The sequence below is a fragment of the Sphingomonas sp. NIBR02145 genome (assembly GCF_027359115.1).
Taxonomy (GTDB): domain Bacteria; phylum Pseudomonadota; class Alphaproteobacteria; order Sphingomonadales; family Sphingomonadaceae; genus Sphingomonas; species Sphingomonas kyeonggiensis_A.
Genome location: NZ_CP114791.1, coordinates 1,139,273 through 1,164,653 on the forward strand (window position 1 = coordinate 1,139,273; position 25,381 = coordinate 1,164,653).

Here is a 25,381-nt window from a genome sequence, read left to right on the forward strand (position 1 = left end):
GTACGTCACTTTACCAGATCCGGACGCGCTTTTCGGGCGTCAGGAACAGCTTGGTGGTCGGATCGGGGTTGTAGGCGCCGTACCAGGGATCGAGGTTGCGCACGACCCAGGCGCGCTGCTGCGACGGCGAGTGCGGGTCGGTGAGCAGGCGCTGGCGCAGATTGGCCTCGCGATAGTTGCGGCGCCACACCTGGGCCCAGCCCTGGTAGAAGCGCTGGTCGCCGGTGAAGCCGTCGAGCACCGGCGCGGCCTGGCCGTTCAGCGAGTGCTTGTAGGCGTCATAGGCGACGGTGAGGCCGGCCAGGTCGGCGACATTCTCGCCGAGCGTCAGCGCGCCCTTCACATGCATGCCCGGCAGCGGCTCATACTGGTCATACTGGGCGACGAGCGCGTCGGTGCGGTCCTTGAACGCCTTGACGTCCGCCGGCGTCCACCAGTCGGTCAGGCGGCCTTCCTTGTCGTACTTGGCGCCCTGGTCGTCGAAATGGTGGCTCAGCTCGTGGCCGATCACCGCGCCGATGCCGCCATAGTTGACCGCCGGATCGGCGTTGGGATCGAAGAAGGGCGGCTGCAGGATCGCGGCCGGGAAGACGATCTCGACCATGCCGAAATTGGCATAGGCGTTCACCGTCATCGGGGTCATCCCCCACTCCCAGCGGCGGATCGGCTGGCCGAGCTTCGAGACATTGTCGTCATACTGCCAGTTGTTGGCGCGGACATTGTTGCCGAACGCGTCGCCAGCGGTGATCGTCAGCGCCGAATAGTCCTGCCAGCGGTCCGGATAGCCGATCTTCGGGGTGAAGGCGGCGAGCTTGGCATGCGCCTTGACCTTGGTCTCGGGCGCCATCCAGTCGAGCTGATCGATGCGGCGGTCCATCGCGGCGATGACGTTCTTGACCAGCTGGTCCGCCGCCGCCTTGGTCTCGGGCGGGAAATACTTGGCGACATAGAGCTGCGACAGGTCGTCGGACAGCGCGCCGGTGGTGAAGTCGGTCGCGCGCTTCCAGCGGGCTTCCTGCTCGGGCGTGCCCGACAGGGTGGTGCCGTAGAAGGCGAACTGCTCCTTGTCGAAGGCGCTGGGCAGCACATCGGCGAAACCGTCGAGCGTGCGGACGAGCAGCTGGTCCTTGAGCACCGCGAGCGGCGCCTGCTGGATCGCCTTCGCGATGCCGGTGAAGGCGCTGGGCTGGGCGACGATGACGGTGTCGACGTTCATCTTGCCGGCGGCGAGCATCGCCTTGAAGTCGAAGCCCGGCGCCAGCTTCTGCAGCTGGGCGACGGTCATCTTGTTATAGGTCTTGTTGCTGTCGCGGCTCTCGACCCGGGTCCACTGGACCGCGGCGATCCTGGTCTCGAACTCGACGATCGCCTTGGCGCGGGCGGCGGCATTGGGCTCGCCGGCATTGGTCAGCTGGGTAGCGAGATGCTTCTCGTACGCGGCCTTGGTCTCGACGAACTTGGCGTCCTTCGAGAGGTAATAGTCGCGATCCGGCATGCCGAGGCCCGACTGGGACAGGTTCACCGCATAGACTTCGGGGTTCTTGTCGTCCTGGCCGATAAAGGCGGCGAACGGGCCGCCGACGCCGTTGCGGCGGGCGGCGGCGGTGAGCGCCGGATAGCCGGCCTTGGTGCTCAGGCCCTTGATCTGGCCGATCCAGGCCTGGGCGGGTGCCAGCCCCTTGGCGTCGATCGCCGCGGTATCGAGATAGGTCGAATAGGCGGTGCCGATCTTCGACGACGGATCGTTCTTCACGCCCTCGAGGATTTCCTGGGTCTGCTTCTGGGCATTGTCGGCGAGGATGTTGAACGCGCCGTAGTTCGACTTGTCCGACGGGATCGGCGTGTTCTTCGCCCAGGTGCCGTTGGCGTAGCTGTAGAAATCGTCGCCCGGCTTGATCGCGCTATCCATGCCGGCGATGTCGAAGCCGTAGCTGCCATAGACGGGCTTGGGCTTTTCGGGCGGCGCCACCTCGGCCTCGGTGACCGGCGCGGCTTCGACCGGGGCGGTCGGCAGCGGCTGGTTGTGCGCGCAGCCGGCGAGCAGCACGGGCACGGCAAGGAAGGTAGTGGTCAGGAGCGACAGGCGCATGGGAAACCTCTGGGTCGGTTGAATGCGCGCTGTCTTATACCGTCGATACGCCTCGTCAATCGACTGGGCGCAACATTGTTACGCTTTGGCGACTGATTGTGTTTCTCCCCTTTCTCCTCCCCTCCCTGCAAGGGAGGGGCTGGGGGTGGGTTGCGAGCGCAGCGAGCTCAGCCACTGGCCGGGGATAAAAGAAAAGGCCGGGCATCGAGCCCGAACCTTTTCTAACCCACCCCTAACCCCTCCCTTGCAGGGAGGGGAATAGTTTCCTGTCAGGCTGCAGCCCCTGCCCGCGCCGCCTGGCGCCGCTTCCATTTGCGCGCGATCCACAGCCGCCATGCCAGCGCGGTGCCGAAATAGCCGACCAGCGCGAGGATGAAGGTGATCGTGATCAGCCCGGTCAGCGTCGCCGGGCCAGCCTGGTGGACCAGCCAGTCGCTCCAGCTCTGCTCGATCACCTGCGCCTTGGCCACTACTTCGCCCGGGCCGATCATCCAGCTGCCGAGCCAATAGGCCGCGACCCACAAGGGCGGCGTGGTGAAGGGATTGGTGACGAAGGTGGTCGCGGCAGCCGCCGGGATATTGGCGCGCAGTGGCAGCGCGAGCACGGCCGAGGCCGGGATCTGCCCCATCGGCACCAGCACCCCGGTCACCATGCCGAGCGCGACGCCGCGCGGCACCGAGCGGCGGGTGAAGCGCCATAGCGACGAATGCATCACCCGGTTCGCCACCGGGCGGAGCCAGCGATTGGTCTCGACCGACTCGCGGCTGGGCATCGCCTTGTCGAGCCAGCGGCGGAAACGCGACGTGTGCGCCGTGGGCACGGGCGCGGGATCAGTCACGGCCGCCGCGGAGCAGGCGTCCCTGCTCGCGCTTCCAGTCCCGTTCCTTGATCGACTCGCGCTTGTCATGCGTCTTCTTGCCCTTCGCCAGCGCGAGCTCGACCTTCGCGCAGCCCCGTCCGTTGAAATAGATGGACAGCGGCACCAGGGTCATGCCCTCGCGCGCCACCGCGCCATGGAGCTTGTTTATCTCCCGCTCATGAAGGAGCAATTTACGGGGGCGCTTGGGCTCGTGGTTGAAGCGGTTGCCATGGCTGAATTCGGGGATGTTCGAATTGACCAGCCAGACGCCGCTGTCCGTCACTTCGGCATAGGCTTCGGCTATCGATCCCTCGCCGAAACGCAACGACTTCACCTCGGTGCCGGTCAGCGCGATGCCGGCCTCATAGGTGTGCTCGATGAAGTAATCGAACCGCGCGCGCCGGTTCTCGGCGACGGTCTTCACTTTTTCCTGGGCGGGACGTGGGCGGGCCATAAGAGGCGCGATGTAGGCGCGGAACGCACGAAGCGCCAGCCCGGTCCGGCACGAAGCGACGGCGTGCCGGAAATGCGGTGAAGCGAGCAGCGCTCTTGATGCAGGTTGTCGCCGAAATCTGCAGATTGGCGTATAAACAATGCATTGGCGTCCCCGGAACCGAGCATGGCGCCGAATGACAGCAACTGGAGAGCTGCCGCTTGAAGCCGGAGCTTTACCATGCCCCCGCCGAATGACCGAGAATATCTCGAACGCCGCCAGCGCATGAGCGAGGAAAAGGCGCGTACCGCAAGCGACCCGGGCATTGCCCGCATCCATGGCGAATTCGCCGCGGCCTATGCCCGCCGGCTCGCCCAGCAGGCGACGCCGCTGGCCGAATAGCGCCCGGCACGCGATGGACAGGGCCCCTGCCCTGTTCCATAGCTGTTCCGATGTCCGTCGTACTCAATATCCAGCGTTCGATCACCGGCCAGCCCTGGCACTGGCGGGGCCTTGCCGGCGACTCGCGCGGCGGGCTGGTGCCCGACGACCTGGTGACGCAGCTGCTGCTGGCGCGCGGCGTGGCGCGCGAGGATCTCGACATGCACAAGGCGCCGAGCATCCGCGCCTTCATGCCCGATCCCTCGATCTTCCGCGACATGGACAAGGCGGCCGAGCGCCTCGCCGACGCCGTGGAGAAGCGCGAACAGGTCGCGATCTTCGGCGATTATGACGTCGACGGCGCCACTTCCGCCGCGCTGCTGATCCTGCTGCTGCGCGACCTGGGCCTCGAGGCGCGGCCCTATATCCCCGATCGCCTGATGGAAGGCTATGGCCCCTCGGGCGAGGCACTGGTGCGATTGAAGGGCGAAGGCGCCAGCCTGATCGTAACCGTCGATTGCGGCGCACAGGCATTCGAGGCGCTGGAGATGGCGCGCGACGCCGGCGCCGAAGTGATCGTGGTCGACCACCATAAATGCACCACCGAGCTGCCGGTCGCCCTCGCCCTGGTGAACCCCAACCGGCTCGACGAGGACGAAGGCGCGGCGCACGGCCATCTGGCTGCGGTCGGCGTCGCCTGGCTGCTCGGCGCGGCACTGGTCCGCGTGCTGCGCGCGCGCGGCTGGTTCGCCAGCCGGCCGGAACCCAAGCTGCTCGACCTGCTCGACATCGTCGCGCTCGGCACCGTGGCCGATGTCGCGGCGCTGCGCGGGCTCAACCGGGCGTTCGTTGCCCAGGGGCTCAAGGTGATGGCCCAGCGCCGGAACATCGGGCTCAACGCACTGATCAAGGCCTCGCGCCTCACCCGGGCGCCGACCTGCACCGATCTCGGCTTCGCGCTGGGGCCGCGAATCAATGCCGGCGGCCGCGTCGGGCGTTCGGACCTGGGCGTGCGCCTGCTCACGACGCGTGATCCGCAGGAGGCGCGCGAGATCGCCGAGGAGCTCAATCTCCTCAACGAGGAGCGCCGCGCGATCGAGGCGAGCGTGCAGGCCGAGGCCGAGGAAATCAGCCTGCTCAAGGCCAATCATTCGGTCGCGGTGATCGCCAGCAAGGGCTGGCATGCGGGCGTGATCGGGATCGTCGCCGGGCGGCTCAAGGAAAAGCTCGGCCGGCCGGCGATCGTGATCGCGCTCGATGAGGACGGCATCGGCAAGGGATCGGGCCGCTCGATCCCGGGCGTCGACCTGGGCGCGGCGGTGCTCGCGGCCAAGGATGCCGGCCTGCTCAAGGCGGGCGGCGGCCATGCCATGGCGTGCGGCGTGACGATCGAGGCGGACAAGCTCGACGCATTCGCCGAGTTCCTCGAGGAGCGGCTCTCGGAACGCGTGACCCAGGCGATGGGCGAGCGCGCGCTGCTGCTCGACGCCGTGGTGGCGCCCGGCGGCGTCTGCCCCGACCTGGTCAATGCGATGGAGGCCGGCGGCCCCTATGGCATGGGCTGGCCCGCCCCGCGCGTGGCGGCCGGGCCGGTTACGGTGATCAAGGCCGATGTGGTGGGCAGCGGCGGCCATGTCCGCCTGATCGTGGCTGGGCCGGACGGGCGCAGCATCAAGGCGGTAGCCTTCCGCCAGGCCGATACCGAGCTCGGCCAGGCCCTGCTTTCCGCCCCGCGGCACCGCAAGCTGTGGCTCGCCGGGCGGGCCAGGATCGACGACTGGGGCTCGCGTCCCGCCGCCGAATTGCATGTCGAGGATGCGGCCTGGGCGGATTGAGCAAATAATCGGGAAATGGTGCGATGAAGCGCTTGACCGCGTGCCGATCCTTCCCTAACTGGCCGCCTCCACGCTTCGGCATGGCCCCTTCGTCTAGCGGTTAGGACGCGGCCCTTTCACGGCTGAAACACGGGTTCGATTCCCGTAGGGGTCACCATTCTGAGTCTGTCGGCGACCAGGGTGGCGTTCGGGCGCGTTGTCTCTCAGTATATTCTCACATTATTGGCAGCGACGATCGCTGGCGGGGCCCCTTTGCACGTTGCGCTTGATGAAGCCGGACATGCGATCGCGACGCGCGCGAACGATTCGACGCGCCGGCGCGATCCCGCATCCGGGATCTTGGCGGCGGCAGTGTCGCTTCACGGGTTTTCAACCAACGCCGTGCGTCATTGCTACCGAATGGCACTTCACCGCCGCGTTCAACTTAGACATCAAGGATGGCCAACGCTAAGGCCCGTGTCGTGATGCACGGCCAGGGTGGCGGTGTCGCCGGAGGATCACATAGAAGCATGACGGCCTGTACCACGCTCTGGATAGGCCCCTCCCTTTCCCCGCTGGAAAGGGCGTGCTTCCGGTCGGTGATGCGCGCCGGACATCCGCTGATCCTGTATTGCTATGACGAGCCGGCGGGAATTCCGGAGGGCGTGGAAGTACGCGATGCGGCAACGATCCTGCCGCGCGAAAGCATCATCCGGCATCGGACCGGCAGCGTGTCGCTATTCTCGAACTGGTTCCGCTACGAACTCCAGCGCCAGGGCGCCGGGATCTGGATCGATTCGGACATCTACCTGCTGCGCCCGATCACCGAGAACCGCAGCTTCCTGTTCGGCTTCGAGGATGTCGGCATCATCAACACGGCGATCCTCCGGCTGCCGCCGGACTCTTCGCTGCTGACGCGCCTGCTCAAGATCTTCGAGGAGGACAGCGTGCCGGCCTGGCTTCCGCGCCGCCCCCGGCTGAACGCCTGGTGGCGCCTCAAGACGCAGGGGCGCACCGGCCTTTCGGAGATGCCGTGGGGCGTGACCGGCCCGCGCGCGCTGACCGCGCTGGCGGCCGAGGAAGGCGTGACTCATTGGGCGCTGCCCCCGCACATCTTCTATCCACTCCACTACACCCAGGCCGACCGGATACTGGATCCCGCATTCTCGCTGGCGGACATGACTGCCAGCGACAGCGTCGCGATCCATCTCTGGAACGAGAATATCAAGCATTTCAAGGACAAGCCGGCACCGCCCGGATCTTTCCTGGCCCAGCTGCAGGCAGAGGGCGCCTAGCCGATGCCCGGCACCAGGCCTTTGTCGGACGAGACCTTCTTCGCCATTGCCCGGCGCCTGTGGCAAACCATGAACCAGCGCCGCCGGCGGCAGTTCTCGCGCACGCTCGGCCTGATGGCGATCGCCAGCGTCGCCGAGCTGGTCACCATCGGCTCGCTGCTGCCGTTCCTGGCGCTGCTCGTCGCCCCTGAACGGGCCGGCCGCATGGCGGGCGTCCGTTTCTTCGAGCGCCTTGCCGGCCAGGGAAATCTGCTCGACGCCGCGATCATCTGCCTCGTCGTCGCCAGCGTGGCGGGGGGCGTGATCCGCCTTGCCCTGCTCCGGGCCACGAGCAAGCTGACCTTCGGCCTGGCCCATGACGTGGGATCGGAGATCTTCCGCCGGACCCTGCTCCAGCCCTACCTGCTGTTCGCGTCGCGCAATCCCAGCGAGGTCGTCGCCGGCATCGACAAGGTGAACGTGCTCGCCAATTCGGCCTTCCAGCCGGTGATGCAGGGCCTGGTGGCGGTGTTCCTGACCTCGACGATCCTGCTCGCCCTGGTCCTGGTTGCACCGCTGGCGACGCTGGGCGCGGCGGGCCTGGTCATCGCGGCCTATATCCTGTTCAGCGTCACGGTGGGCGGCCGGCTTCGCGGCAACTCGGCCACGGTGGCACGGACGGCAACCGCCCGCATGAAGGCGCTGCGCGAAGGCATGGGCGCGCTGCGCGACGTGCTGATGTGCCAGGCACAGGGGGAATTCCAGGCGCGGTTCGACAAGCTGGACATCGCATTGCGCGAAGCCCAGGCGCAGAACACCTTCGTCACCTCGGCGCCGCGCGTGGTGGTGGAGAGCTCCGCCGTGGCTATCCTCGGGCTCAGCGCGCTCTATTTCAGCACGGTCGAGGGCGGGATCACCGCCGCGCTGCCCACCCTCGGCGCGCTCGGCTTCGGCGCGATCCGCATCCTGCCGCTGGTCAACAGCTCGTTCGTCGGCTGGAGCATGTTCACCAGCAACAAGCGGGTCTTCCTCGACGTGCTGGCGCTTTCGCAGACCCCGGTGATCGCCCAGCACGACGCACCCGCGGTGCCGCTGCCGCTGCAGGAGGGGCTGACCTTCGAAGCGGTGGGCCTCGAATATCCCGGTCGCGGCGCGGTGCTGCACGATATCGGCTTCCATATCCCCTATGGCACCTGGACCGCGCTGGTCGGCCCGACCGGAAGCGGCAAGAGCAGCCTGCTCGACCTGATCGCCGGGCTGGTCGAGCCAAGCTCGGGATCGATCACGGTCGGCCGCCAGGTGCTGGATGCCAGCACCCGCTCGGCATGGCAGGCAACGGTGGCCTATGTCCCGCAGCAGATATTCCTCTCCGATGGGCCGATCGCCGAGAACATCGCCTTCGGCACCGCCCGGGAGAATATCGACATGGACCGGCTGCACGCGGTCGCGGAGCGCGCGCAGCTGACCCAGTTCATCGCCGGCCTTCCCCACGGGATGGAGACCCCGGTCGGCGACGCGGGCATCCGCCTCTCCGGCGGGCAGCGCCAGCGCATCGCCATCGCCCGCGCTTTGTATCGCGAAGCCCGGCTGATCATCCTGGACGAAGCCACCGGCCAGCTCGATCGCGGCACCGAACAGGCCGTGATCGAAGGCCTGCGCGCGAGCATCGGCAGCACGGCGAGCGTGCTGGTCGTCACGCATAATCCGGCAGTGGCCGCAGTATGCGACCAGGTGCTCACGATGACCATGGGCAGGGTGACCAGCGAAACGTCGCCCGCGGCAGCGCAAGCCGGCCGGAACGGAAGCGGCGGCTAGCGCAGCGCGCGCAGCACCGACCTTGCGATCCCGGGCAGCGACCCGTCCTCAAGCTCCGCGATCCGGTCGACGGGACCGGCTTCGGCCAGGTAGCGCTGCTTCCATTCGGCGCTCAGCTCGTCGCGCATGACGCGCCCCGACACCTTGGACCAGTCGATCTGCACGTCCGACACGCCGACCAGATCGGCGATGCGCGTCACCACGTCCTGCGGCTTGTCCACGATCTCGTCATAGGAAATGCTGAGCGGCCGGATGCCGTGGGTCGCGAACCAGACGCTCCAGCGCGCCTGCCCCCGCGCGATGTCCTTGAGGGTCGCGGTGATCTGCGCGCGATCATAGGCGGCCGGGCGGGCCTCGCCGGCGCTGCTCTCATATCGCGAGGTCTGGGCGGCGCGCGCGAGCGATATCGCCTGGTCCAGCAGGTCGGCGCGGGTGATATGGACGAACGACAGGTTCGGCAGGTCGCTCACCCAGCGCCACCGGTCAGCCACCCGGGCATGCACCGAGAAGATCTTGAGGCCGTAGACGCCGTTGTCGCTGGATGCGCGGGCCATCATCATGTCGAGCAGGCTCTCGCCCTTGCCGAGCTGCGCCTCGAAGCGGGGATGGAACCATTCGAACGGATGGCCGAGCACGCCAGTGGACGCGATGGCCTGCTTGAGGAACGTGGTTCCCGACCGTGGTTCGCCACATAACGCATAGCCCCGCATTGCATTCTCCGCTCGATCAGCCCGCGCGCCTATCGCGAAAAAACGACAATGTCAGTCGATTAACGCGCCGCATCCCGGCGACGGAACGATTTTCCCGAAAGGGCGGGCGCCACCCGGAAACCGCATTGACACGGAATTTCCGTGGCCTAACCGGGATCCCAATTCCGTAATTCTGGGGGAACCGTCAATGCGGTCTGGGGATCAAGGGGCCAGTCCTGCCATGTCTGTCCGCGATGTGGCGTGCCTTCCGAACGAGGCCGGCAAGGCTGGGCGGGCGCACGCGTGACGACCGTGAACGAACCGGTGACGGCGCCTTCCCCGGCAGCGGCTGCCGCCGGCGACGGGACCGGGATCTTCGATCCCCGGCCGGTCGCCCTGCCCGACCGCAGCGACGTCGGCGCGCCGGCCTGCTCGGTGGTGATGACCGCCTATAACGACTTCCGTTTCCTCGACGAGGCGGTCGACAGCGTCCTCGGCCAGGATTTCCAGGATTTCGAGCTGATCGTGATCGACGACGGCTCGGACGATCCCGAGCCGGTCAAGGCGCTCGCCGCGCGCGACCCGCGCATCCGGGTGCTGCTCAACGAGACCAATGTGGGCACCGCAGTGTCCGCCAACCGCGCGATCGCGCAGGCGCGGGGCGACATCATCGTTCGCCTCGATTCCGACGACGTTTCCGAACCTTCGCGGATCGGCAAGCTGGTCGAGGCGCTGCGCGCCGATCCCGAGCTCGGCCTGGTCGGCAGCGCGGTTACCCTGATCGACGAGGCGGGGCGTGCCCATCGTGTCGAGATCATGCCGGAAACCGATCTCGCCATCCGCTGGACGCTGCTGTTCCACAATCCCTTCTACCATTCCGCGACGGCCTTTCGCCGCGCCGCGTTCGAGGCTGCGGGTGGCTACCGCGAAGACGAGCCGGTCTCGCAGGACCATTATCTCTGGTTCGACATCCTGCCGCACACCCGCGCGCGCAACCTGGCCGAGCCCCTTACCCGCTACCGCGTGAACTCGCAGGGGCTGACCGCGACCCATCCCACCCACAGCCGCAAGCGCACCGATCCGATCCGCGAGGCGATCTGGCGCGACCTCGGCCTGACCTATGACCCGCACAAGGTGCAATTGGGCGGCGATGCCAGCAATTTCCTGCGGGGCGTGGATATCCGCGAGCCGGAACGCCGCGACGCGGCCGAAGCCCATATCCTGAAGATGCTCGATCACCTGCTGGCCGAACGGCCGGCGCTGGCGCGGCCCAATGAGCAGCTGGCGATCGACCGGTTCATCACCAAACTTCGGCAGCGCTTTGCCGCGGGGCGCCGCTCCACCCTTGTCCCGCACAGGCTCCGCCGGGCGTGGCAGCTCTCGCGCACCATCGGCGTGGCATCCACCGCGCGCCTGGTGATCGACCGCCTGTCGCGAAAGGCCACCCCTGCCGCACCGCGATCCGTCCGCCTGACCAATGTCGGCGAGATGGATCCGGTGACCGCATTGTTCCACCAGGTCTCCCCCTATGAGGGGTTCGATCCCAGCGCCTGGCCCGCCGATGTGCAGGGCTGGGGCTCGGAAGACCCGGTGTTTCTCGAGGTCATGTCGAAGGTGAAGCCGAAGCTGATCGTCGAGGTCGGCAGCTGGAAGGGCGCCTCCGCGATCCACATGGCCCGGATGGCCAAGGCGCTGCGCCTCGACTGCCGGATCATCTGCGTCGACACTTGGCTGGGTTCGCCCGAACATGCCCTGGGCCAGCGGCCCGAATGGCGTGAATCGCTGCAATTCAGGCATGGCTTCCCGCAGCTATATTTCACCTTCCTGGCCAATGTGGTGCGCGCCGGCGTCGCCGACCGGATCGTGCCGCTGGCGAACAGCTCCGACAATGCCGCGCTGATCCTCGCCGCCAGGAACGTCGCGCCCGATCTCATCTATATCGACGGCGCGCATGAGGAGGATCCCGTCTATCGCGACCTCCACAATTATTGGCGCCTGCTGGCCCCCGGCGGCGCGCTGATCGGCGACGATTTCGGATGGGAAGGCGTGCGGCGCGCCGCCGAACGCTTCGCGGCGGAAACCGGCCTGGAGATCGATGCGCGCGGCGAGAAGTTCATCCTTTGGCGGGCGCAAGGCGAATGAGCGGAAACATCGAACGCGTCCTCGTGACCGGAGGCGCCGGGTTCATCGGTTCGCACCTTGTCGATCGGCTGATCGATCGCGGTGCCCATGTCATCTGCCTGGACAACCTGCTGACCGGCGCGATGGGCAATGTCGCGCATCTCGCCCGGCATCCGCGCTTCGAGTTCCTGCAGCGCGACGTCTGCGAGCCGCTCGATCTCCAGGTCGATGCGATCTACAACCTCGCCTGCCCGGCATCGCCGGTTCAGTACCAGCGCGATCCGGTACGGACGACCAAGACCGCGGTGCTCGGCGCGCTCAACATGCTGGAACTGGCCAGGCGGAATACCTGCCCAATTCTCCAGGCCTCGACGAGCGAGGTCTATGGCGATCCGCTCGTCCATCCCCAGGACGAAAGCTACAGCGGCAATGTGAACTGCACCGGGCCTCGCTCCTGCTACGATGAAGGCAAGCGGTGCGCGGAGACGCTGTTCTTCGACTATCGCCGGCAATATGGCCTGGCCGTAAAGGTAGCGCGGATCTTCAATACCTATGGCCCGCGCATGCAACGCGACGATGGCCGCGTGGTCAGCAACTTCATCACCCAGGCGCTCGTGGGCGCGCCGATCCAGCTCTATGGCAATGGCAGCCAGACCCGGTCCTTCTGCTATGTCGACGATCTGGTGGAAGGCCTGTTGCGGCTGATGGCGACGCCCGATGATTTCACCGGGCCGGTCAATCTCGGCAATGCCGCCGAGATCTCGATCAGCGCGCTGGCGGAGCGGGTCTTGTCCCTGACCGGCTCGGCGTCGCCGCTGCAGAACTCGCCCCTGCCCACGGACGATCCGCGCCGGCGCATGCCGAACCTCGCGCTTGCCGAGCAGGTGCTCGGATGGCGGGCGGCCATGCCGCTCGACAAGGGCCTGATGCACACCATCGACTATTTCTCGCGCCAGCCCGTGGCGTGATCGAAGCGCGATCGGAACCGGCGCAGCCGCGTCGGTTCCGGTTCACGCCCCCTCGGGACCGAGACCCAGCCGGGCGAGCACCGCCTTCCCGTAGCTGGGGCCCACCTGCACCTGCGCGCCGTCCCGCATCTCGAGCGCGATCAGCCCCTTGCCCAACCGCTGGACGCCGCTGACAAGCGCCGGGCGGATGAAGGTCGAACGGTGCACCCGCATGAGCCCGCTTGAGATCAGCAGGGAGTCGAGCACCTTCATCGAGATGCGGTGGATGAAGCTGCGCGTCGCGGTGTGGAGGATGACATAGTCCTTGGCGGCCTCCACCCACTCGATCTGGTCATGGGGCAGCCGCAGCTGGCCGTTCGTCACCTGCACCCAGATCGCCGCGTCGCACGCATCGGGCACGGGATCGGGCAAGGCGGCGAACCGGTCCGCCGCCTCGCGCTGCGCCTGCCGGCGCCGCGCCCGCTCGACCGCCTGGCGCAGGCGATGGAAGCGCACCGGCTTGAGCAGATAGTCAGCCGCCTCGACCTCGAACGCATCGGGCGCATATTGCTCGAAGGCGGTGACGAAGACGATTTCCGGCCTGGCTTCGGCCGGCAGATCCGCCGCGACGCGAAGCCCGCTCTTCCCCGGCATCGAGATGTCGAGCATCACCAGGTCCGGCGTCGTAGCCGCGATCCGCGCCTCCGCCTCGCCGCCGGTGGCCGCGGTGCCGACCAGCTCGACGCCGTCGATATCGGCAAACAGCGCCGCCAGCCGCTTCAGTGCCAGCGGTTCGTCATCGACGAGCAGAACGCGCAGCGGCTTCACGCAGCCTCTCCCTGTTGCGGCTGGTGGGTCAGCGGCAGGCGAAGGGTGGAGAGAAAGCCCGGGCTCCGCCGCGCGGTCTCCAGCGATCCCTGGTCGCCATAGAGCGCCTCGAGCCGCTGGCGGACATTGGCGAGGCCCACGCCCGTACCCGGCTTGGCGGCGCCACCGGTACCGTCGTCTTCCACGGTTATCACGAGATGGCTGTCCTCGACCCTGGCCTCGACCCGGATCGTCACCGGCACCGCGCTCGTCGCCACCGCATATTTGATCGAATTCTCGACCAGCGGCTGCAGCGTGAAGCCGGGCAGCAGCGCGTCCTCGAGCTCGGGCGGGCAGACGAACTCCACCGCCAGCCGATCCCCGAACCGGATGCTCTCGATCTCGAGATAATGCTGCAGCGTCGCCAGCTCGTCTTCCAGCGCGATCACCGCATCCGGGTCCACCGCAAGCGTGGCGCGCAGAAACTCGGAAAGCTCGGCCAGCATCGCATCGGCCGGCTTGTAGTCGCGGGTCACGATCAGCGAGGAGATCGCGTTCAACGTGTTGAACAGGAAATGCGGATTGAGCTGGTAGCGCAATGCGGCAAGGCGCGCGGCCGTGGCCGCTGCCTCCGCTCGGCTCGCCGCCTCCCGCACGGCCGCAAGCTCCCGCTCGCGCAGGCGGGCGAGGTTGTTCGCCTCGATCACCGTGAACGCGGCACCGAGCAGCGCGAACTGCCAGACCAGCGCGACGAAATTGGTGAGCGCCCGGATGCCGAACGGCGCGGGCGGCTGGGTCGATGCCATCAGCCGCGCGATCCACTGGCTGGTCACGCCGTCGATCACCGCCAGCACCGCCGACGCCAGCACGACGGCACCGCCGGCAATGGCGAAGCGAAACACCGGGCTCCGCCCCCGGGCACCGCGCACCGCCAGATACACGCCGCCCGAAAGCAGCGCGCCCAGCAGGCAGATCAGGATGACCGAGACCAGGACATAGGCGGAGAGGCCGGTGAACACCTGGAACGGGATCAGGTAGAGCACCCCCGACAATATCCAGGTCAGCGCCACCAGCCAGGCGGCCTGCCGTATCTCGGGTACCAGTTTCATCGGTGTCGCGCCCCTTCCGCCCGCGCCCATAGGGCATCGCCGGGGCGCTGACGTCCACCTTCGTCTCACCCCCGTCCGCTTTTGTCGCATGACCTCGCCCGCGCCGCCAGAGCGCCGGGCCCGGTCGCGGCGCTGCGGCGCGGCACCCTGCCCGTCCCTAGGAAGAGCCTGGGCGTCCGGAGAAAGTAATGCACAACCGCGGCTTGCACCGAAGCATCGCCCTGCTCGGCATCGTCCCGGCGCTGGCGACCGAGCCACCCCAGACCGCCGCCTGCGCCACCCCGCCCCGCGCGTCGGAAAAGGGGCCAGCAACCGCTCCCGTCAGCCTGAGAGACCAGGCCCGGCGCACCGGCGCGGGCAATTTCCTCGGGCGCGGCCTGATCCCGGCCTCGCCCGGCGAAGCGCCTGCCGGCAAGCGCCAGGACGAAGCCGTGCGCGCCAGCCGACCGGCCGCCTGCCAGTCCGCTCCGAAGCGCTAGGTGAACCGCCCCGCCGGCACCGGCTCTTTCGCCAGCCCTTGCGCCGCCAGCTTCACATCGGCGGGGGTGAAGAACGGCCTGAGCGGCGGCAGCGTGGCGCCGCGGCGATGCGGCAGGTTGAGCTTGGGGAAGAGCAGCTCGGCGACGCGGTACGCTTCCTCGAGATGCGGATAGCCCGATCCGATGATCGTATCGATCCCGATATCGGCATATTCCTGCAGCCGCTCGGCCACCGTGTCCGGATCGCCGACCAGTGCCGTGCCCGCGCCGGTGCGCACCAGCCCGATGCCCGCCCACAGGTTCGGCGCGATCTCCAGGTTCGCGCGGCTGCCCTTGTGCAGCGCCTGCATCCGCGATTGCCCCACGGAATCGCTGCCCTTGGTGAGGAAGGACTGGAACAGCGCGATCTGCTCGTCGGTGACGTGGCGGATCAGGTCGTTGGCGGCATCCCAGGCCTCGGCCTCGGTCTCGCGCACGATGAAGTGGATGCGCAGCCCGAAGCGGATCGTGCGGCCGCGCTTCGCCGCGCGTCCGCGGACATCGTCGATGATCTCCTTGAGCTGCGACGGCGGCTCGCCCCAGGCGAGATAGACATCGACATGCTCGGCCGCGATCTCGCGCGCGATCTCCGAGGATCCGCCGAACCAGATCGGCGCATGCGGCTCCTGGACGAAAGGGAAGATCAGCCGCCCGTCCTCGATGCTGAGATACTCGCCCTGCTGCGTCACCGTCTCGCCGCGGGCTAGCCTGCGCCAGATGTCGAGGAACTCGGCGGTCTGCTCGTAGCGCTGGGTGTGGTCAAGGAAGATGCCATCCTGCGCCAGCGCCTTGGGGCTGCCGCCGGTGACGACGTTGAGCAGCGCGCGGCCGTTCGACAGCCGGTCGAGCGCCGCCGCCTGGCGCACCGCCTCGGCCGGCGCGGTCAGGCCCGGGCGCAACGCCACCAGCAGCTTGAGGTTCTCGGTAAAGGGCGCGATCGAGGCAGCGGTGATCCACGCATCGGCGCACATCGCGCCGGTGGGCATCAGCACGCCATAATAGCCGAGCCTGTCCGCCGCCACCGCCACCTGGCGCAGATATTCGGGATCGGGCGCGCGCTCCCCCTCGGGCCAGGCGAGCCGGCGATTGTCGCCGCCCGACGGGATGAACCAGAGGAAATTGAGCGGACTGCGCTCAGCCGCACCTGCACCGATGAAACCCGCCATGGCCGTCACTCCTGCCCTTGGGATGGAGCGCACAGACCAGCCTTTCCGCCGCCGATCGGCAAAGCAGGATTAATTGTCTACATTATAAGTAGAGTTTAGTGCCTCGGGCAGCGGATTGGCCAGGGTGACGCCGTCGAGGATGCGCGCGGTCTCGTCGCGCAGATAGAGCATGAGGTGGTGCAGCCGGCATTCCTCCTCGGCCACGCAATTGTCGCACTTCTCATAGGCGAAGCGGCTCGCACAGGGCACCAGCGCCAGCGAGCCATGCGTCTTGCGGACCAGATCGCCGATGCGGACCTGCTCGGGCGGCTGCGCGAGCATATAGCCGCCGTCCCTGCCCCGCTGCGAATTGACCAGGCCCTCGCGGTTCATCTCGGAAAGGATGACCGTCAGGAACTTGCCCGGGATGTTCTGCTTCTCGACGATCTCGGCCAGCGGCACCGGCCCCTGGCCATAGCGATCGGCGAGATGCTGGAGCGCGCGGATGGTATAGCGGGTCTTCTGCGAAAGCATGGCGCCGCTCTATGCGCGAGCGGCCCGTCCGATACAATCGCTCCGCCGTCTTCGGATATCCCCGGAGAGCCGCGAGGGCTCCCCGGGGATGCCGCGTCAGAAGCGGAAGTCCACGCCCGCATAGAGCAGGCGGCCATAGAGGTCATAGGTGGTCGCCGAGGTCTGGGTACCCGGGAAGGTCACCAGGCTCGTGTCGCTGAAGATCGGCGGCTTCTTGTCGAACACATTGTCCACGCCGAGATAGAAGGCGTAGCGCGTGCCCAGCGGCTCGAAGCGCACCTGCGCGTCGTGGTACCAGAAATCGCCGGTCCGCCGCGGCGTCGCCGAAGTCAGGTCATCGACCACCGACGACAGGTAATTGACACGCCAATTGACCGACACGCCGTCGAAGCCGAGCGTTGCCGACGCATTGACCTTGTCGCGGAAGCCGGTGCCCAGGCGGCCGCAGGCATAGCAGTCGAGCTGGCCGAGTTCGTCCTGGGTCGGACCGCCCGGATAGGAGGTCTGCACCTGCTTAAGCAGGTGCGTCCAGCGCAGGTTGAAGTCGATCTTCGCGAACGGCAGCTTGGTCGAATATTGCGCCTGGGTGTCGATGCCCGAGACTTCGAACGAGCCGGTGTTCAAGTTGATCGCGTTGACGCTGGTCAGGTGGCCGGTGTTGTCGCGGATGATGTTGTTGCAGAAGATCGCCTCGCCGCCGCCGGTGTAGCACTCGTCGAGCGAGGTCTGCTGGCCGATGATGCCGATCGCGTTCTCGACCTTGATCTGGTAATAATCGACCGACAGGCTGAAGCCGCGCGCGAAGCGGGGCTGGAAGACGCCGCCCAGGGTGAGCGTCTTGGCGGTTTCCTCGCGCAGGTTCGGATTGCCGCCGGTGAAACCGTTGATCGTCTGGATCTGCGCGGTCGAGTAGACGAAGCCGCCGCCAGCCGCCGCCGCGGCGATCGCCGGGACCGCGCGGCACGCCGCCGACAGGTTGGTCACCGAGATCGGCGCGCCGTCACCATTGCCCGCGCGCTGGTCGCACGGATCGATCACCGCCGGGAAGGTCTCGTTCTGCGCCGAGTAGAGCTCCGAGATGTTCGGCGCGCGCGTCGCCTGCGAATAGACGCCGCGGAAGCGGATGTCGGGGATCGGCGCCCATTCCGCGCCGGCCTTCCAGCTCCACACGCCGCCGACCGTCGAATAGTCAGCATAGCGCGCAGCACCTTCGATGCTCAGGCTGTGGAAGAAGGGCTTGTCCTTCAGGATCGGCGCGTTGAGCTCGATAAAGGCTTCCTTGACGTTGTACGAACCGCGCGTGTCGCTCAGCTGGTTGCCCAGCGTCAGACCCAGATTGGTCGCCTCGTCGAAATCCTCGGTGCTCTTCTCGTGGCGATACTCGCCGCCGATCGCGAAGCCGAGCGGACCGCCCGGCAGGCGGAACAGGTCGCCCGAGACCGTCGCCGAGACGACGTCCTGCTTCACCCGCGCCTCATAGCGGGTCTGCTCGCCATTGCGCGTCACATAGGCCGCGGCCGCGGCCGAGACGGTGTTGAAGCCGAAGATGTTGATCGGCACGCAGGCAGCGTCGTTGTTGTTCGGATTGGCATCCGCGTTGATCGCGCAGACCGGCCCGTTCGGCCCCGCCACCGCGTTCAGCGCATTGGCGTAGTTCGGGCCATAGACGGTGCCCGACTGGGTGACGTCGCGGGTCTCGCCATGCGTGTAATAGACGTCATAGCGCAGCGTGGGCGACAGTTCGCCGCGCACGCCGGCGACGCCGCGCCAGGTCTCGCGGTCGTTGCGGTTGCTGCGATCGAAGATGTCGTTCGAACGGCGGCGGAACGGCAGCGCGGTTACGCCGGCAGTGATCATCGCATTGCGGATCTGGGTGGGGATCAGCGGGTTGGTGATCGGGATGCCGGCAAAGGCCGATCCATCGGCATAGACCAGGTCGGTCGAGGCCACGGCCTGCGGCTCAAGCGAGCTCTGCGACTTGGACTTGGCGTACTGGAATTCGCCATAGACGGTCGCGGCCGGCGCGATCTCGAACTTGGCGAGCGCCGAGCCGAGATAGCGCTCCACCGGCAGCGCCAGATAGCGATCGAAGTTGCGGTTATAGCCGTCGATGTTCGCGCTCTGATACTGCTTGAGGTTGTTCAGCGCGTCATAAGTGAAGGTGCCCGCGCCCGGCGCGAAGGTGCCGCTCGGGCTGAACAGGCCCTGTGCCGAGAAGGAGCTGCGGTTGGGATTGTCCGTCGCGGAGAAGCTGCGGTCGCGCGAGCGCAGGCCATGGTCGAAATCATAGCTGCCCGACAGCACGATATGGCCGCGGCCATCGGCGAAGCTGGCGCCGGCCACAGCCGAGACCAGCTGGCGGGGCGCATCGCCCTTGTCGCTGACCGTCCCCTGCCCGTGCAGGCGCAGGCCGACGAACTCGTCGTCCAGGATGAAGTTGACCACGCCCGCGATCGCTTCCGAGCCATAGACGGCCGAAGCGCCGCCGGTCACGACGTCCACGCGCTTGATCAGGTCGGTGGGGATGGTGTTCAGGTCGACGATCGACGTGCCCGGAATACCGGCGACGTAGCGACGGCCGTTCACCAGCACCAGGGTGCGCGACGAGCCGAGGCTGCGCAGGTTCACCGAAGCCTGGCCGTTGCCCGTGGTCGAGAAATTGGTCGAGGTGCGGCTGATGTTCTGGCCCACGGCCGGCAGGTCCGCGAGCACGTCCTGGATGTTGGCGGCGCCGGTGCGCGCGATATCCGCGCTGCTCACCACGGCCACCGGAACCGACGCTGCAAGATCGGAACGCGCGATGCGCGAGCCGGTCACGACGATGTCACCCTGTGCTTCCTGGGCATCCGCAGGCGCGGTGGGACCGTCGGCCTGCTGCGCATGGGCGACGCCGCCCGCGCAAAGCGCAAGCGCGGTCGCCACGGGCGAGACCGCCCGGAACAGAGCCTGTCGATTAGGAAATTGACGCATGTTTCCTCCTGTTGATGCCATTACCCGAAACCCCGCGCGCACGGCTCCGACACACCGTGGTAACGCGGTTGAAACAAGGCTAGGTCAAATCCCACTGGATTAATATGGTATTTTGTGAACGATTGTTTTCGGGTTCGAAACAATTGATTGCTGCCCGGTCGCAGCCGCTTGCGCATCCTTGCGCCGGTCCGGCGGTATCGAGTCGGGCAGTTCCTCGGGAGAAAAATGCATGGTGACGCGGCGCGGCGCAGTGATCGGAATGGCGACGACGGCTCTGGCGGCGCCGATGCTGGCCCGGGCATCGCGGGCGCCCCGGCTGTTCTTCGATTCGCTGAGCTTCCTGCCCGAAGACCTGAACGAGATCACCGCCGCGGGGCTGGGCGGGATGATCGCCGACGTCTCCGACCTGATCGAGGTGCGCGGCGCGGACGGCGTGCCGCGCTACAGCCGCAACTTCGCGGCGAACGATCCCGCGATCGACCGTGCCGTGGCGAAGCTCAAGGACTCCAAGGTCGCCTGGCTCGCGCGCAAGGGCAGCGAGATCGGCACCCGCCCCGGCTGCGCGGTGTTCCTGCAATTCCAGTCGACCGAGATGATGGGCGACGATCTCTCGCGCATCGCCCATTTCCACGACAAGGGCCTCCGCGTCCTCCAGTTCACCCATCACAACAACACGCAGTACGCCGGCGGCGCGCTCGAGACGGTGCAGACCGGGCTCACGCCTCTGGGGATCGAGGGGTTGGCGGAGATGAACCGCCTGCGCATCCTGCCCGACGTATCGCACGGATCGGTGCCGACGATGCTCGAGGCGGCGCGTCGTTCGAAGAACCCGATCGCGCTCAGCCATGGCGCCGCGCGCGCCATTGTCGACCACCCGCGCTGCGCGCCCGATGAAGTGATCCGCGCGATCGCCGAGCGCGGCGGCGTGATGGGCATCTTCATGATGAGCTTCTGGCTCACCCGCAACAAGGTGCCGACCGTCGCCGACTATGTCGCGCAGATCCGCCATGTCGCGCGGGTCGGCGGGATCGACGCGGTCGGCGTCGCCAACGACTTCCCGATGGCCGGCCAGACCAATCTCATCAAGCTGAACAACGACAATGCCAAGGGCGTCGAGGAATATCTCGAATGGTGGCGCGCGCTGCGCCGGCAGGGCGTGCCCGGCTTCGAATGGACGCCCGAGCATGTCGTGATCCCCGAGCTCAACCGCATCGATCGCATGCAGCGCATCGCCGCCGCCCTCACCGCCTCGGGCTTCCGCGCACGCGAAGTCGACAAGATCATGGGCGGCAACTGGCGCCGGTTGCTCACCGACGTGCTCGGCTGAGCTACTCGCCGCACGGCATGTGGATATTATGCCCGCATCCCGCAAAAACTTCGCGAAACCCGATTTTCGTCACATCCCTTGCACATAGCGCGCCTAGGCGCGACCAAGTCTCGCCGGCACGCCGCCGGGCCGGGACCAATGCGTACGGGAGTAGTCATGCCGATCGATCGCCGCACCTTCATCCTCGGCGCCTCGGGCGTTGCCGCCGCCGAGACGGGCGCCGCGACCGGCCTTGCCCGCGCGGCGAAGGGCCGGAAGGGCTCGATCCAGGATATCGAGCATGTCGTGATCCTGATGCAGGAGAACCGCTCCTTCGATCATTATTTCGGTACGCTGCGCGGCGTCCGCGGCTTTGGCGATCCGCGCCCGATCGCGCTGCCCGGCGGCAAGCCCGTCTGGGCGCAGCGCCGCGCCGATCGCGACGGCGGCCAGGTCGCCTGGCCCTTCCGCCTCGACTATAACGGCAGCAACGCCCGCTGCTTCACCGGGCTCGACCATAGCTGGAAGGACAGCCAGGCGCGCTGGCGCAACTGGGACGTCTGGGCCGACCAGAAGGGCCCGCTGACCATGGCCCACCTCACCCGCGAGGACATCCCTTACTATTACGCGCTCGCCGACCAGTTCACGATCTGCGACAGCTATCACTGCTCGCTCCAGGGGCCGACCGGCCCGAACCGCCTCTATCATTTCAGCGGGACCAACGGCCTGAGCGTCGGCCAGGAAGGCGAATATTGCGTCACCAATGGCGGCACCGATCCCAATCCGGGCGCCGACATGGCGAAGGACGACGCCAGCGAGGGCCTGCCCTGGCGCAGCTATGCCGGCCGGCTCGAGGAAGCCGGCATCTCCTGGAAGCTCTATCAGGAGATCGCAAATTATTCGGACAACCCGCTGGGTTACTTCAAGGAATTCCGTAAGCTCAACCGCGCCTCGTCGCTCTACAAGCGCGGCCGCGCCTATGTCGACTGGGTCGACGGCATCGCGCCGAAGAACCCGGAGAAGACCCGTGCGAAGCACCTGATCGCCGCCTTCGCCGCCGATGTCGCCGCCGACCGGCTGCCCGCCGTCTCCTGGATCGTCCCGATGATGGAGATGAGCGAGCATCCCGACGCGCCCGTCCCCTTCGGCGAAGTGCTGATCTCCAGCCTGGTCGCCGCGCTCGCCGCCAATCCCAAGGTCTGGGCCAAGACCGCCTTCATCCTCAACTATGACGAGAATGACGGCTTTTTCGACCATGTCCCCGCCCCGATGCCGGCGATCGCCCCGCAATATGGCGCGAGCAATGTCGATGTCCGCAGCGAGACCTACCAGGGCGAGCCGGTCGGCCTCGGCCCGCGCGTGCCGATGATGGTGATCTCGCCCTGGACGCGCGGCGGCTGGGTCAATTCGCAGTTGTTCGACCACACTTCGGTGCTGCGCTTCCTCGAGAAGCGCTTCGGCGTCGCCGAGCCCAACATCTCGCCCTGGCGCCGCGCGATCTGCGGCGACCTCACCTCGATGTTCGATTTCGATGTGACCGAGCGCCAGCGCCTCGACACGCGCTGGGCCGCCGCCCTGCCCTCGGTCGCCAGCTATTTCGAGGAGACCGAAAAGCTTTGCAAGACCGCCCCGCCGCCGAAGATCGCGACAGGCAAGGGCGTCCCGGCCCAGGAGCCCGGTACCCGCCCGGCCCGCGCTTTGCCCTATCGCTTCACCGTCGAGCCGATCTGGTCCGATGCCGGGCTGACCCTGCGCTTCGTCAATGAAGGCCCCGAGGGGATCGTGTTCGGCGTGCAGGATGAGACCGCCTTTCCCGGCTGGCGCTATTTCACCGTCGCCGCCCAGTCGAAGCTCGAGGAGCATTGGCCGCTCCGCCGCGACCGGGCGCATGCGCTGGTGGTCCAGGGCCCGAACGGCTTCCACCGCGAATATCGCGCGAACGGCGCCGCCCGGATCGAAGCGACGATCGCCTGGCAGGGCACCACCGGCACGCTCCGTCTCGCCAATCGCGACACCGCGCCGGTGACCCTCGCCAGCCACTGCGCCCATAGCGACGCGCGGGCCAGCCACGACCTCGCGCCCGGCGCCGAGGTCCAGGCGCCGGTGCCGCTTGCCGAGCATCACTGGTACGACCTGTTGCTCACCGGCGCAGACGGCACCCGCCTGCGCCTCGCCGGCCACGTCGAGACCGGCAAGCCCGGCACCAGCGAACCGGCGGCCGCCTTCCCGCACAAGGCTTGAGCCCCCCTTTCTGCTTCCCCGGCGAAAGCCGGGGCCCAGGGTTTCTCTGCCGTCCCGCTCGTGACCCTGGACCCCGGCTTCCGCCGGGGAACAGCTGATATGCGCGCGCCCATGATGCAGACTGTCATAACCCTGTTGCGAACCGCCCCTAGCAGCACCGCCGGACAAAGGCGGGCGAGATGGAATCGGGCGCTGCAACGGACAAACTGCTGAGCCCCCGCTTCCTCGTCCTCGCGGCGATGGAGTTCTGGGAGCGCTTCGCCATGTCCGGCATGAAGTCGCTGCTCGTGCTGATCCTGGTCGATCACGTCCTCGCCGGCGATCTCTCGCGCATCCTCGGCGCCGCCGCCGTCCGCGACGCCAGCACCGCGCTCTTCGGCCCGGTCTCGACCACCGGGCTCGCCTCGCAGCTCTATGGCTATGCCAATGCGCTGATCTATCTCTCGATCCCGCTCGGCGGGCTGGTCGGCGACCTGGTCGGCAGCCGGCGGCGGATGGTGGCGGGCGGCGGCGCGCTGATGCTGCTCGGGCTGATGCTGATGCTGAGCAACCGGAGCTTCCTGATCGGCCTGGTCCCCTTCGCGATCGGCACCGGCCTGCTCAAGGGCAACCTGTCCGCCCAGGTCGGGCTGCTGTTCGAGGACGAGGCGCAGCGCCGGCGCGGCTATGCGCTCTATCTCGGCTTCCTCAACGCCGGGATCATCTGCGGGCCCCTGGTCTGCGGCACGCTCGCCGCCCTTGCCGGCCCGGCCTATGCGATCGGCGCGGCGGCATTGGCGCTGCTGGTCGGCCTGGTCTTCTACGCCCGCAACGGCACCGAGCCCGTCCATGCCAGGGCGCACGCCGCCACTGGCACGAAAGCCGGCCCGCTCGCCGCCACCGCGCTGCTGATCGTCGCCCTGACCGCGATCTATCTCTGCTATTCGGCCTATGAGCAGCTCAGCAACATCTTCCTGGTCTGGGCCCGCGCACATCTCGACCTCAGGCTGGGCAGCTGGGCGATGCCCGTCGCCTGGTTCCTCTCGCTCGACGGCGCCTTCACCCTCGCGCTGATCGCGGTGTCGCAACTGGCGATGCGAATGCTTGAGCGCGGCGGGATCACGATCAGCGCCGCCACCCAGATCCTGATCGGCTGTCTGTTCTGCGCGGCGGGCTATCTCGTCCTCGCCCTCGGCACCACCCTGACCGGCGGCGCTATGCCCCTGGCCTGGGCGCTCGCCTATCTGCTGCTGATCGACATGGCGATCGTGCTGATCTGGCCCTCGGGCCTCAGCCTGATCGCCGGGATCGCGCCGGGCCGGCTGGTCGGGCTATGGATGGGGCTCTTCTATCTCCACGGCTTCTTCGCCAGCCTGTGGGTAGGGTTCAGCGGCGTGTTCTACGAGCGGATGCCCGCGGGCCAGTTCTGGCTGCTCCACGCCGGCGTCGCGGCGGCCGGGGCGCTGCTCATGCTCGCCGCCGGCCTGCCGCTGCTACGCGCCGTCCGCGCCCGTCAGGCGACCACCACCTCGGCATGCGCAAAGGCCCTGGCATAGTCGCTGTCGAGCGGCCGGTCGGTCACCAGGATGTCGACATCGGTCAGCGCCGCGGTCTGTACCAGCGCATAGCGGCCGAACTTCGACGAGTCCGCCGCCAGCAGCACGCGCTTGGAGGTCGCATAGGCGATCCGGCTCATCTCGGCCTCGCCCGGATGGAAGTCCATCAGCCCGCGCTCGATGCTGATCCCGCCGACCGACAGGATCGAGAGATGCGGCGAGAAGCCGCGCACATAGTCCTGCGCGCTGTGATCGGAAAAGGCGCGATAGTCGTAATCCATCTGCCCCCCGGCCAGGAAAAGCCGGTTGTTGTTGATCCCGCCCAGGTCGTTCGCCACGCGCAGCGAGTTGGTGATGACCGTGAGCGAGCGCCGATCGACCAGCTGGCGCGCGATGAAGCAGCTCGTCGTGCCGGAATCGATGAACACGATCCCGCCATCGGGCACGAACTCGGCCGCGACCGCCGCGATGCGCTGCTTGGCATCGGCATTCTCCTCCATCCGCTGGTGGAGCGGCCCTTCGAGCACTGGCGCGGCGATACGCGCGCCGCCATGTTCGCGGATGATGACACCCTGATCCTCGAGCGCGCGCAGCTCACGGCGGATCGTCTCGTCCGACACCGCGAGATCCGTTGCCAGCGCCGTCACCGACAGGGTTCGTCCGCTGCGCAGCCGCGAGATGATCTCGCGCTGGCGCTGTGACCTCTTCTCTATCGCTCCCTCCATCGCTGTCTCCGCTGGTTGCGCGGAGAGACATGCTGGGCACCCAGATATTTGCAAGCAGGAATGCCGGG

General features: G+C 67.5%; 20 protein-coding genes and 1 tRNA gene. 11 read left to right on the top strand and 10 right to left on the bottom strand.

Features of this window, described 5'->3' with window-relative positions; all coding sequences use genetic code 11:
- Nucleotides 1–10: 10 nt before the first annotated feature.
- The 3 genes from O3305_RS05355 to smpB all read right to left on the bottom strand — a co-directional run bounded on the left by O3305_RS05355 (nt 11) and on the right by smpB (nt 3,403).
- Complete coding sequence (locus tag O3305_RS05355; protein WP_269575466.1) at nt 11–2,089, bottom strand: M13 family metallopeptidase; 2,079 nt, start codon at nt 2,087–2,089, stop codon at nt 11–13.
- Nucleotides 2,090–2,358: 269 nt separating this feature from the next.
- Nucleotides 2,359–2,862 (bottom strand): DUF2062 domain-containing protein, encoded by a 504-nt coding sequence (locus O3305_RS05360; protein ID WP_269576461.1) that lies wholly within the window; start codon nt 2,860–2,862, stop codon nt 2,359–2,361.
- Between the two features lie 58 nt (nt 2,863–2,920).
- The gene (gene smpB, locus O3305_RS05365) at nt 2,921–3,403 is read right to left on the bottom strand and encodes an SsrA-binding protein SmpB (protein WP_269575467.1); all 483 of its coding nucleotides are present in this window, start codon (nt 3,401–3,403) and stop codon (nt 2,921–2,923) included.
- Nucleotides 3,404–3,622: 219 nt separating this feature from the next.
- Here smpB and O3305_RS05370 point away from each other — a divergent pair, with 219 nt between their 5' ends.
- The 5 genes from O3305_RS05370 to O3305_RS05390 all read left to right on the top strand — a co-directional run bounded on the left by O3305_RS05370 (nt 3,623) and on the right by O3305_RS05390 (nt 8,666).
- Nucleotides 3,623–3,784: a hypothetical protein gene (locus O3305_RS05370; protein ID WP_269575468.1), complete on the top strand. Its 162-nt coding sequence runs from the start codon at nt 3,623–3,625 to the stop codon at nt 3,782–3,784.
- Nucleotides 3,785–3,834: 50 nt separating this feature from the next.
- A complete protein-coding gene (gene recJ / locus O3305_RS05375) occupies nt 3,835–5,598 on the top strand; it encodes a single-stranded-DNA-specific exonuclease RecJ (RefSeq protein ID WP_269575469.1) in 1,764 nt (587 codons plus the stop codon).
- Nucleotides 5,599–5,680: 82 nt separating this feature from the next.
- A tRNA-Glu gene (locus O3305_RS05380) sits at nt 5,681–5,755 on the top strand.
- 424 nt (nt 5,756–6,179) lie between these two features.
- Nucleotides 6,180–6,872: a hypothetical protein gene (locus O3305_RS05385; protein ID WP_269575470.1), complete on the top strand. Its 693-nt coding sequence runs from the start codon at nt 6,180–6,182 to the stop codon at nt 6,870–6,872.
- A gap of 3 nt (nt 6,873–6,875) precedes the next feature.
- Nucleotides 6,876–8,666 (top strand): ABC transporter ATP-binding protein, encoded by a 1,791-nt coding sequence (locus tag O3305_RS05390; protein ID WP_269575471.1) that lies wholly within the window; start codon nt 6,876–6,878, stop codon nt 8,664–8,666.
- On the opposite strand, the gene O3305_RS05395 is transcribed toward O3305_RS05390, so the two are convergent.
- Nucleotides 8,663–9,376 carry a Stf0 family sulfotransferase gene (locus O3305_RS05395; protein ID WP_184165733.1) on the bottom strand — a complete coding sequence of 238 codons (714 nt, stop codon included), beginning with the start codon at nt 9,374–9,376 and terminating at the stop codon, nt 8,663–8,665. The two genes, O3305_RS05390 and O3305_RS05395, sit on opposite strands and share 4 nt — an antisense overlap.
- A 282-nt stretch (nt 9,377–9,658) precedes the next feature.
- On the opposite strand from O3305_RS05395, the gene O3305_RS05400 reads away from it, so the two are divergent.
- Nucleotides 9,659–11,497, top strand: coding sequence for a CmcI family methyltransferase (locus O3305_RS05400; RefSeq protein ID WP_269575472.1), 1,839 nt, complete (start codon nt 9,659–9,661; stop codon nt 11,495–11,497).
- On the top strand, nt 11,494–12,444 hold the full coding sequence (locus O3305_RS05405) for a UDP-glucuronic acid decarboxylase family protein (protein WP_269575473.1): 951 nt from the start codon (nt 11,494–11,496) through the stop codon (nt 12,442–12,444). The genes O3305_RS05400 and O3305_RS05405 overlap by 4 nt, the downstream gene beginning before the upstream one ends.
- Nucleotides 12,445–12,486: 42 nt before the next feature.
- On the opposite strand, the gene O3305_RS05410 is transcribed toward O3305_RS05405, so the two are convergent.
- Together O3305_RS05410 and O3305_RS05415 are read right to left on the bottom strand one after the other, a co-directional pair.
- Nucleotides 12,487–13,251 carry a LytR/AlgR family response regulator transcription factor gene (locus tag O3305_RS05410; protein ID WP_269575474.1) on the bottom strand — a complete coding sequence of 255 codons (765 nt, stop codon included), beginning with the start codon at nt 13,249–13,251 and terminating at the stop codon, nt 12,487–12,489.
- Nucleotides 13,248–14,339, bottom strand: a complete 1,092-nt coding sequence (locus O3305_RS05415; protein WP_269575475.1) for a sensor histidine kinase — start codon at nt 14,337–14,339, stop codon at nt 13,248–13,250. Before O3305_RS05415 ends, O3305_RS05410 begins: the two co-directional genes overlap by 4 nt.
- Nucleotides 14,340–14,527: 188 nt before the next feature.
- On the opposite strand from O3305_RS05415, the gene O3305_RS05420 reads away from it, so the two are divergent.
- On the top strand, nt 14,528–14,818 hold the full coding sequence (locus O3305_RS05420; RefSeq protein WP_269575476.1) for a hypothetical protein: 291 nt from the start codon (nt 14,528–14,530) through the stop codon (nt 14,816–14,818).
- On the opposite strand, the gene ssuD is transcribed toward O3305_RS05420, so the two are convergent.
- From ssuD to O3305_RS05435, 3 genes are all read right to left on the bottom strand, one after another.
- Nucleotides 14,815–16,023, bottom strand: a complete 1,209-nt coding sequence (gene ssuD / locus O3305_RS05425; protein ID WP_269575477.1) for an FMNH2-dependent alkanesulfonate monooxygenase — start codon at nt 16,021–16,023, stop codon at nt 14,815–14,817. The two genes, O3305_RS05420 and ssuD, sit on opposite strands and share 4 nt — an antisense overlap.
- A 69-nt stretch (nt 16,024–16,092) precedes the next feature.
- On the bottom strand, nt 16,093–16,536 hold the full coding sequence (locus O3305_RS05430) for an RrF2 family transcriptional regulator (RefSeq protein WP_184165713.1): 444 nt from the start codon (nt 16,534–16,536) through the stop codon (nt 16,093–16,095).
- 96 nt (nt 16,537–16,632) lie between these two features.
- On the bottom strand, nt 16,633–19,506 hold the full coding sequence (locus tag O3305_RS05435; protein ID WP_269575478.1) for a TonB-dependent receptor domain-containing protein: 2,874 nt from the start codon (nt 19,504–19,506) through the stop codon (nt 16,633–16,635).
- Nucleotides 19,507–19,735: 229 nt separating this feature from the next.
- On the opposite strand from O3305_RS05435, the gene O3305_RS05440 reads away from it, so the two are divergent.
- The 3 genes from O3305_RS05440 to O3305_RS05450 all read left to right on the top strand — a co-directional run bounded on the left by O3305_RS05440 (nt 19,736) and on the right by O3305_RS05450 (nt 24,588).
- Nucleotides 19,736–20,833 (top strand): membrane dipeptidase, encoded by a 1,098-nt coding sequence (locus tag O3305_RS05440; protein WP_269575479.1) that lies wholly within the window; start codon nt 19,736–19,738, stop codon nt 20,831–20,833.
- Nucleotides 20,834–20,989: 156 nt separating this feature from the next.
- Nucleotides 20,990–23,053, top strand: coding sequence for a phosphocholine-specific phospholipase C (locus O3305_RS05445; RefSeq protein WP_269575480.1), 2,064 nt, complete (start codon nt 20,990–20,992; stop codon nt 23,051–23,053).
- Nucleotides 23,054–23,232: 179 nt separating this feature from the next.
- Nucleotides 23,233–24,588 carry a POT-type proton-dependent oligopeptide transporter gene (locus O3305_RS05450; protein ID WP_269575481.1) on the top strand — a complete coding sequence of 452 codons (1,356 nt, stop codon included), beginning with the start codon at nt 23,233–23,235 and terminating at the stop codon, nt 24,586–24,588.
- Here the strand turns inward: O3305_RS05450 and O3305_RS05455 are convergent.
- A complete protein-coding gene (locus tag O3305_RS05455; protein ID WP_269575482.1) occupies nt 24,546–25,313 on the bottom strand; it encodes a DeoR/GlpR family DNA-binding transcription regulator in 768 nt (255 codons plus the stop codon). The two genes, O3305_RS05450 and O3305_RS05455, sit on opposite strands and share 43 nt — an antisense overlap.
- Between the last annotated feature and the right edge of the window lie 68 nt (nt 25,314–25,381).

Bases quoted from the DNA above. Each gene is read 5' to 3' on its own strand.
- O3305_RS05385 (WP_269575470.1), top strand. From the start codon at position 6,180: ATGCGCGCCGGACATCCGCTGATCCTGTATTGCTATGACGAGCCGGCG.
- O3305_RS05415 (WP_269575475.1), bottom strand. From the start codon at position 14,339: ATGAAACTGGTACCCGAGATACGGCAGGCCGCCTGGCTGGTGGCGCTG.
- O3305_RS05455 (WP_269575482.1), bottom strand. From the start codon at position 25,313: ATGGAGGGAGCGATAGAGAAGAGGTCACAGCGCCAGCGCGAGATCATC.
- O3305_RS05360 (WP_269576461.1), bottom strand. From the start codon at position 2,862: ATGCCCAGCCGCGAGTCGGTCGAGACCAATCGCTGGCTCCGCCCGGTG.
- O3305_RS05450 (WP_269575481.1), top strand. From the start codon at position 23,233: ATGGAATCGGGCGCTGCAACGGACAAACTGCTGAGCCCCCGCTTCCTC.
- smpB (WP_269575467.1), bottom strand. From the start codon at position 3,403: ATGGCCCGCCCACGTCCCGCCCAGGAAAAAGTGAAGACCGTCGCCGAG.
- O3305_RS05395 (WP_184165733.1), bottom strand. From the start codon at position 9,376: ATGCGGGGCTATGCGTTATGTGGCGAACCACGGTCGGGAACCACGTTC.
- O3305_RS05435 (WP_269575478.1), bottom strand. From the start codon at position 19,506: ATGCGTCAATTTCCTAATCGACAGGCTCTGTTCCGGGCGGTCTCGCCC.
- O3305_RS05440 (WP_269575479.1), top strand. From the start codon at position 19,736: ATGGTGACGCGGCGCGGCGCAGTGATCGGAATGGCGACGACGGCTCTG.
- O3305_RS05390 (WP_269575471.1), top strand. From the start codon at position 6,876: ATGCCCGGCACCAGGCCTTTGTCGGACGAGACCTTCTTCGCCATTGCC.
- ssuD (WP_269575477.1), bottom strand. From the start codon at position 16,023: ATGGCGGGTTTCATCGGTGCAGGTGCGGCTGAGCGCAGTCCGCTCAAT.
- O3305_RS05430 (WP_184165713.1), bottom strand. From the start codon at position 16,536: ATGCTTTCGCAGAAGACCCGCTATACCATCCGCGCGCTCCAGCATCTC.
- O3305_RS05355 (WP_269575466.1), bottom strand. From the start codon at position 2,089: ATGCGCCTGTCGCTCCTGACCACTACCTTCCTTGCCGTGCCCGTGCTG.
- O3305_RS05420 (WP_269575476.1), top strand. From the start codon at position 14,528: ATGCACAACCGCGGCTTGCACCGAAGCATCGCCCTGCTCGGCATCGTC.
- recJ (WP_269575469.1), top strand. From the start codon at position 3,835: ATGTCCGTCGTACTCAATATCCAGCGTTCGATCACCGGCCAGCCCTGG.
- O3305_RS05405 (WP_269575473.1), top strand. From the start codon at position 11,494: ATGAGCGGAAACATCGAACGCGTCCTCGTGACCGGAGGCGCCGGGTTC.
- O3305_RS05445 (WP_269575480.1), top strand. From the start codon at position 20,990: ATGCCGATCGATCGCCGCACCTTCATCCTCGGCGCCTCGGGCGTTGCC.
- O3305_RS05370 (WP_269575468.1), top strand. From the start codon at position 3,623: ATGCCCCCGCCGAATGACCGAGAATATCTCGAACGCCGCCAGCGCATG.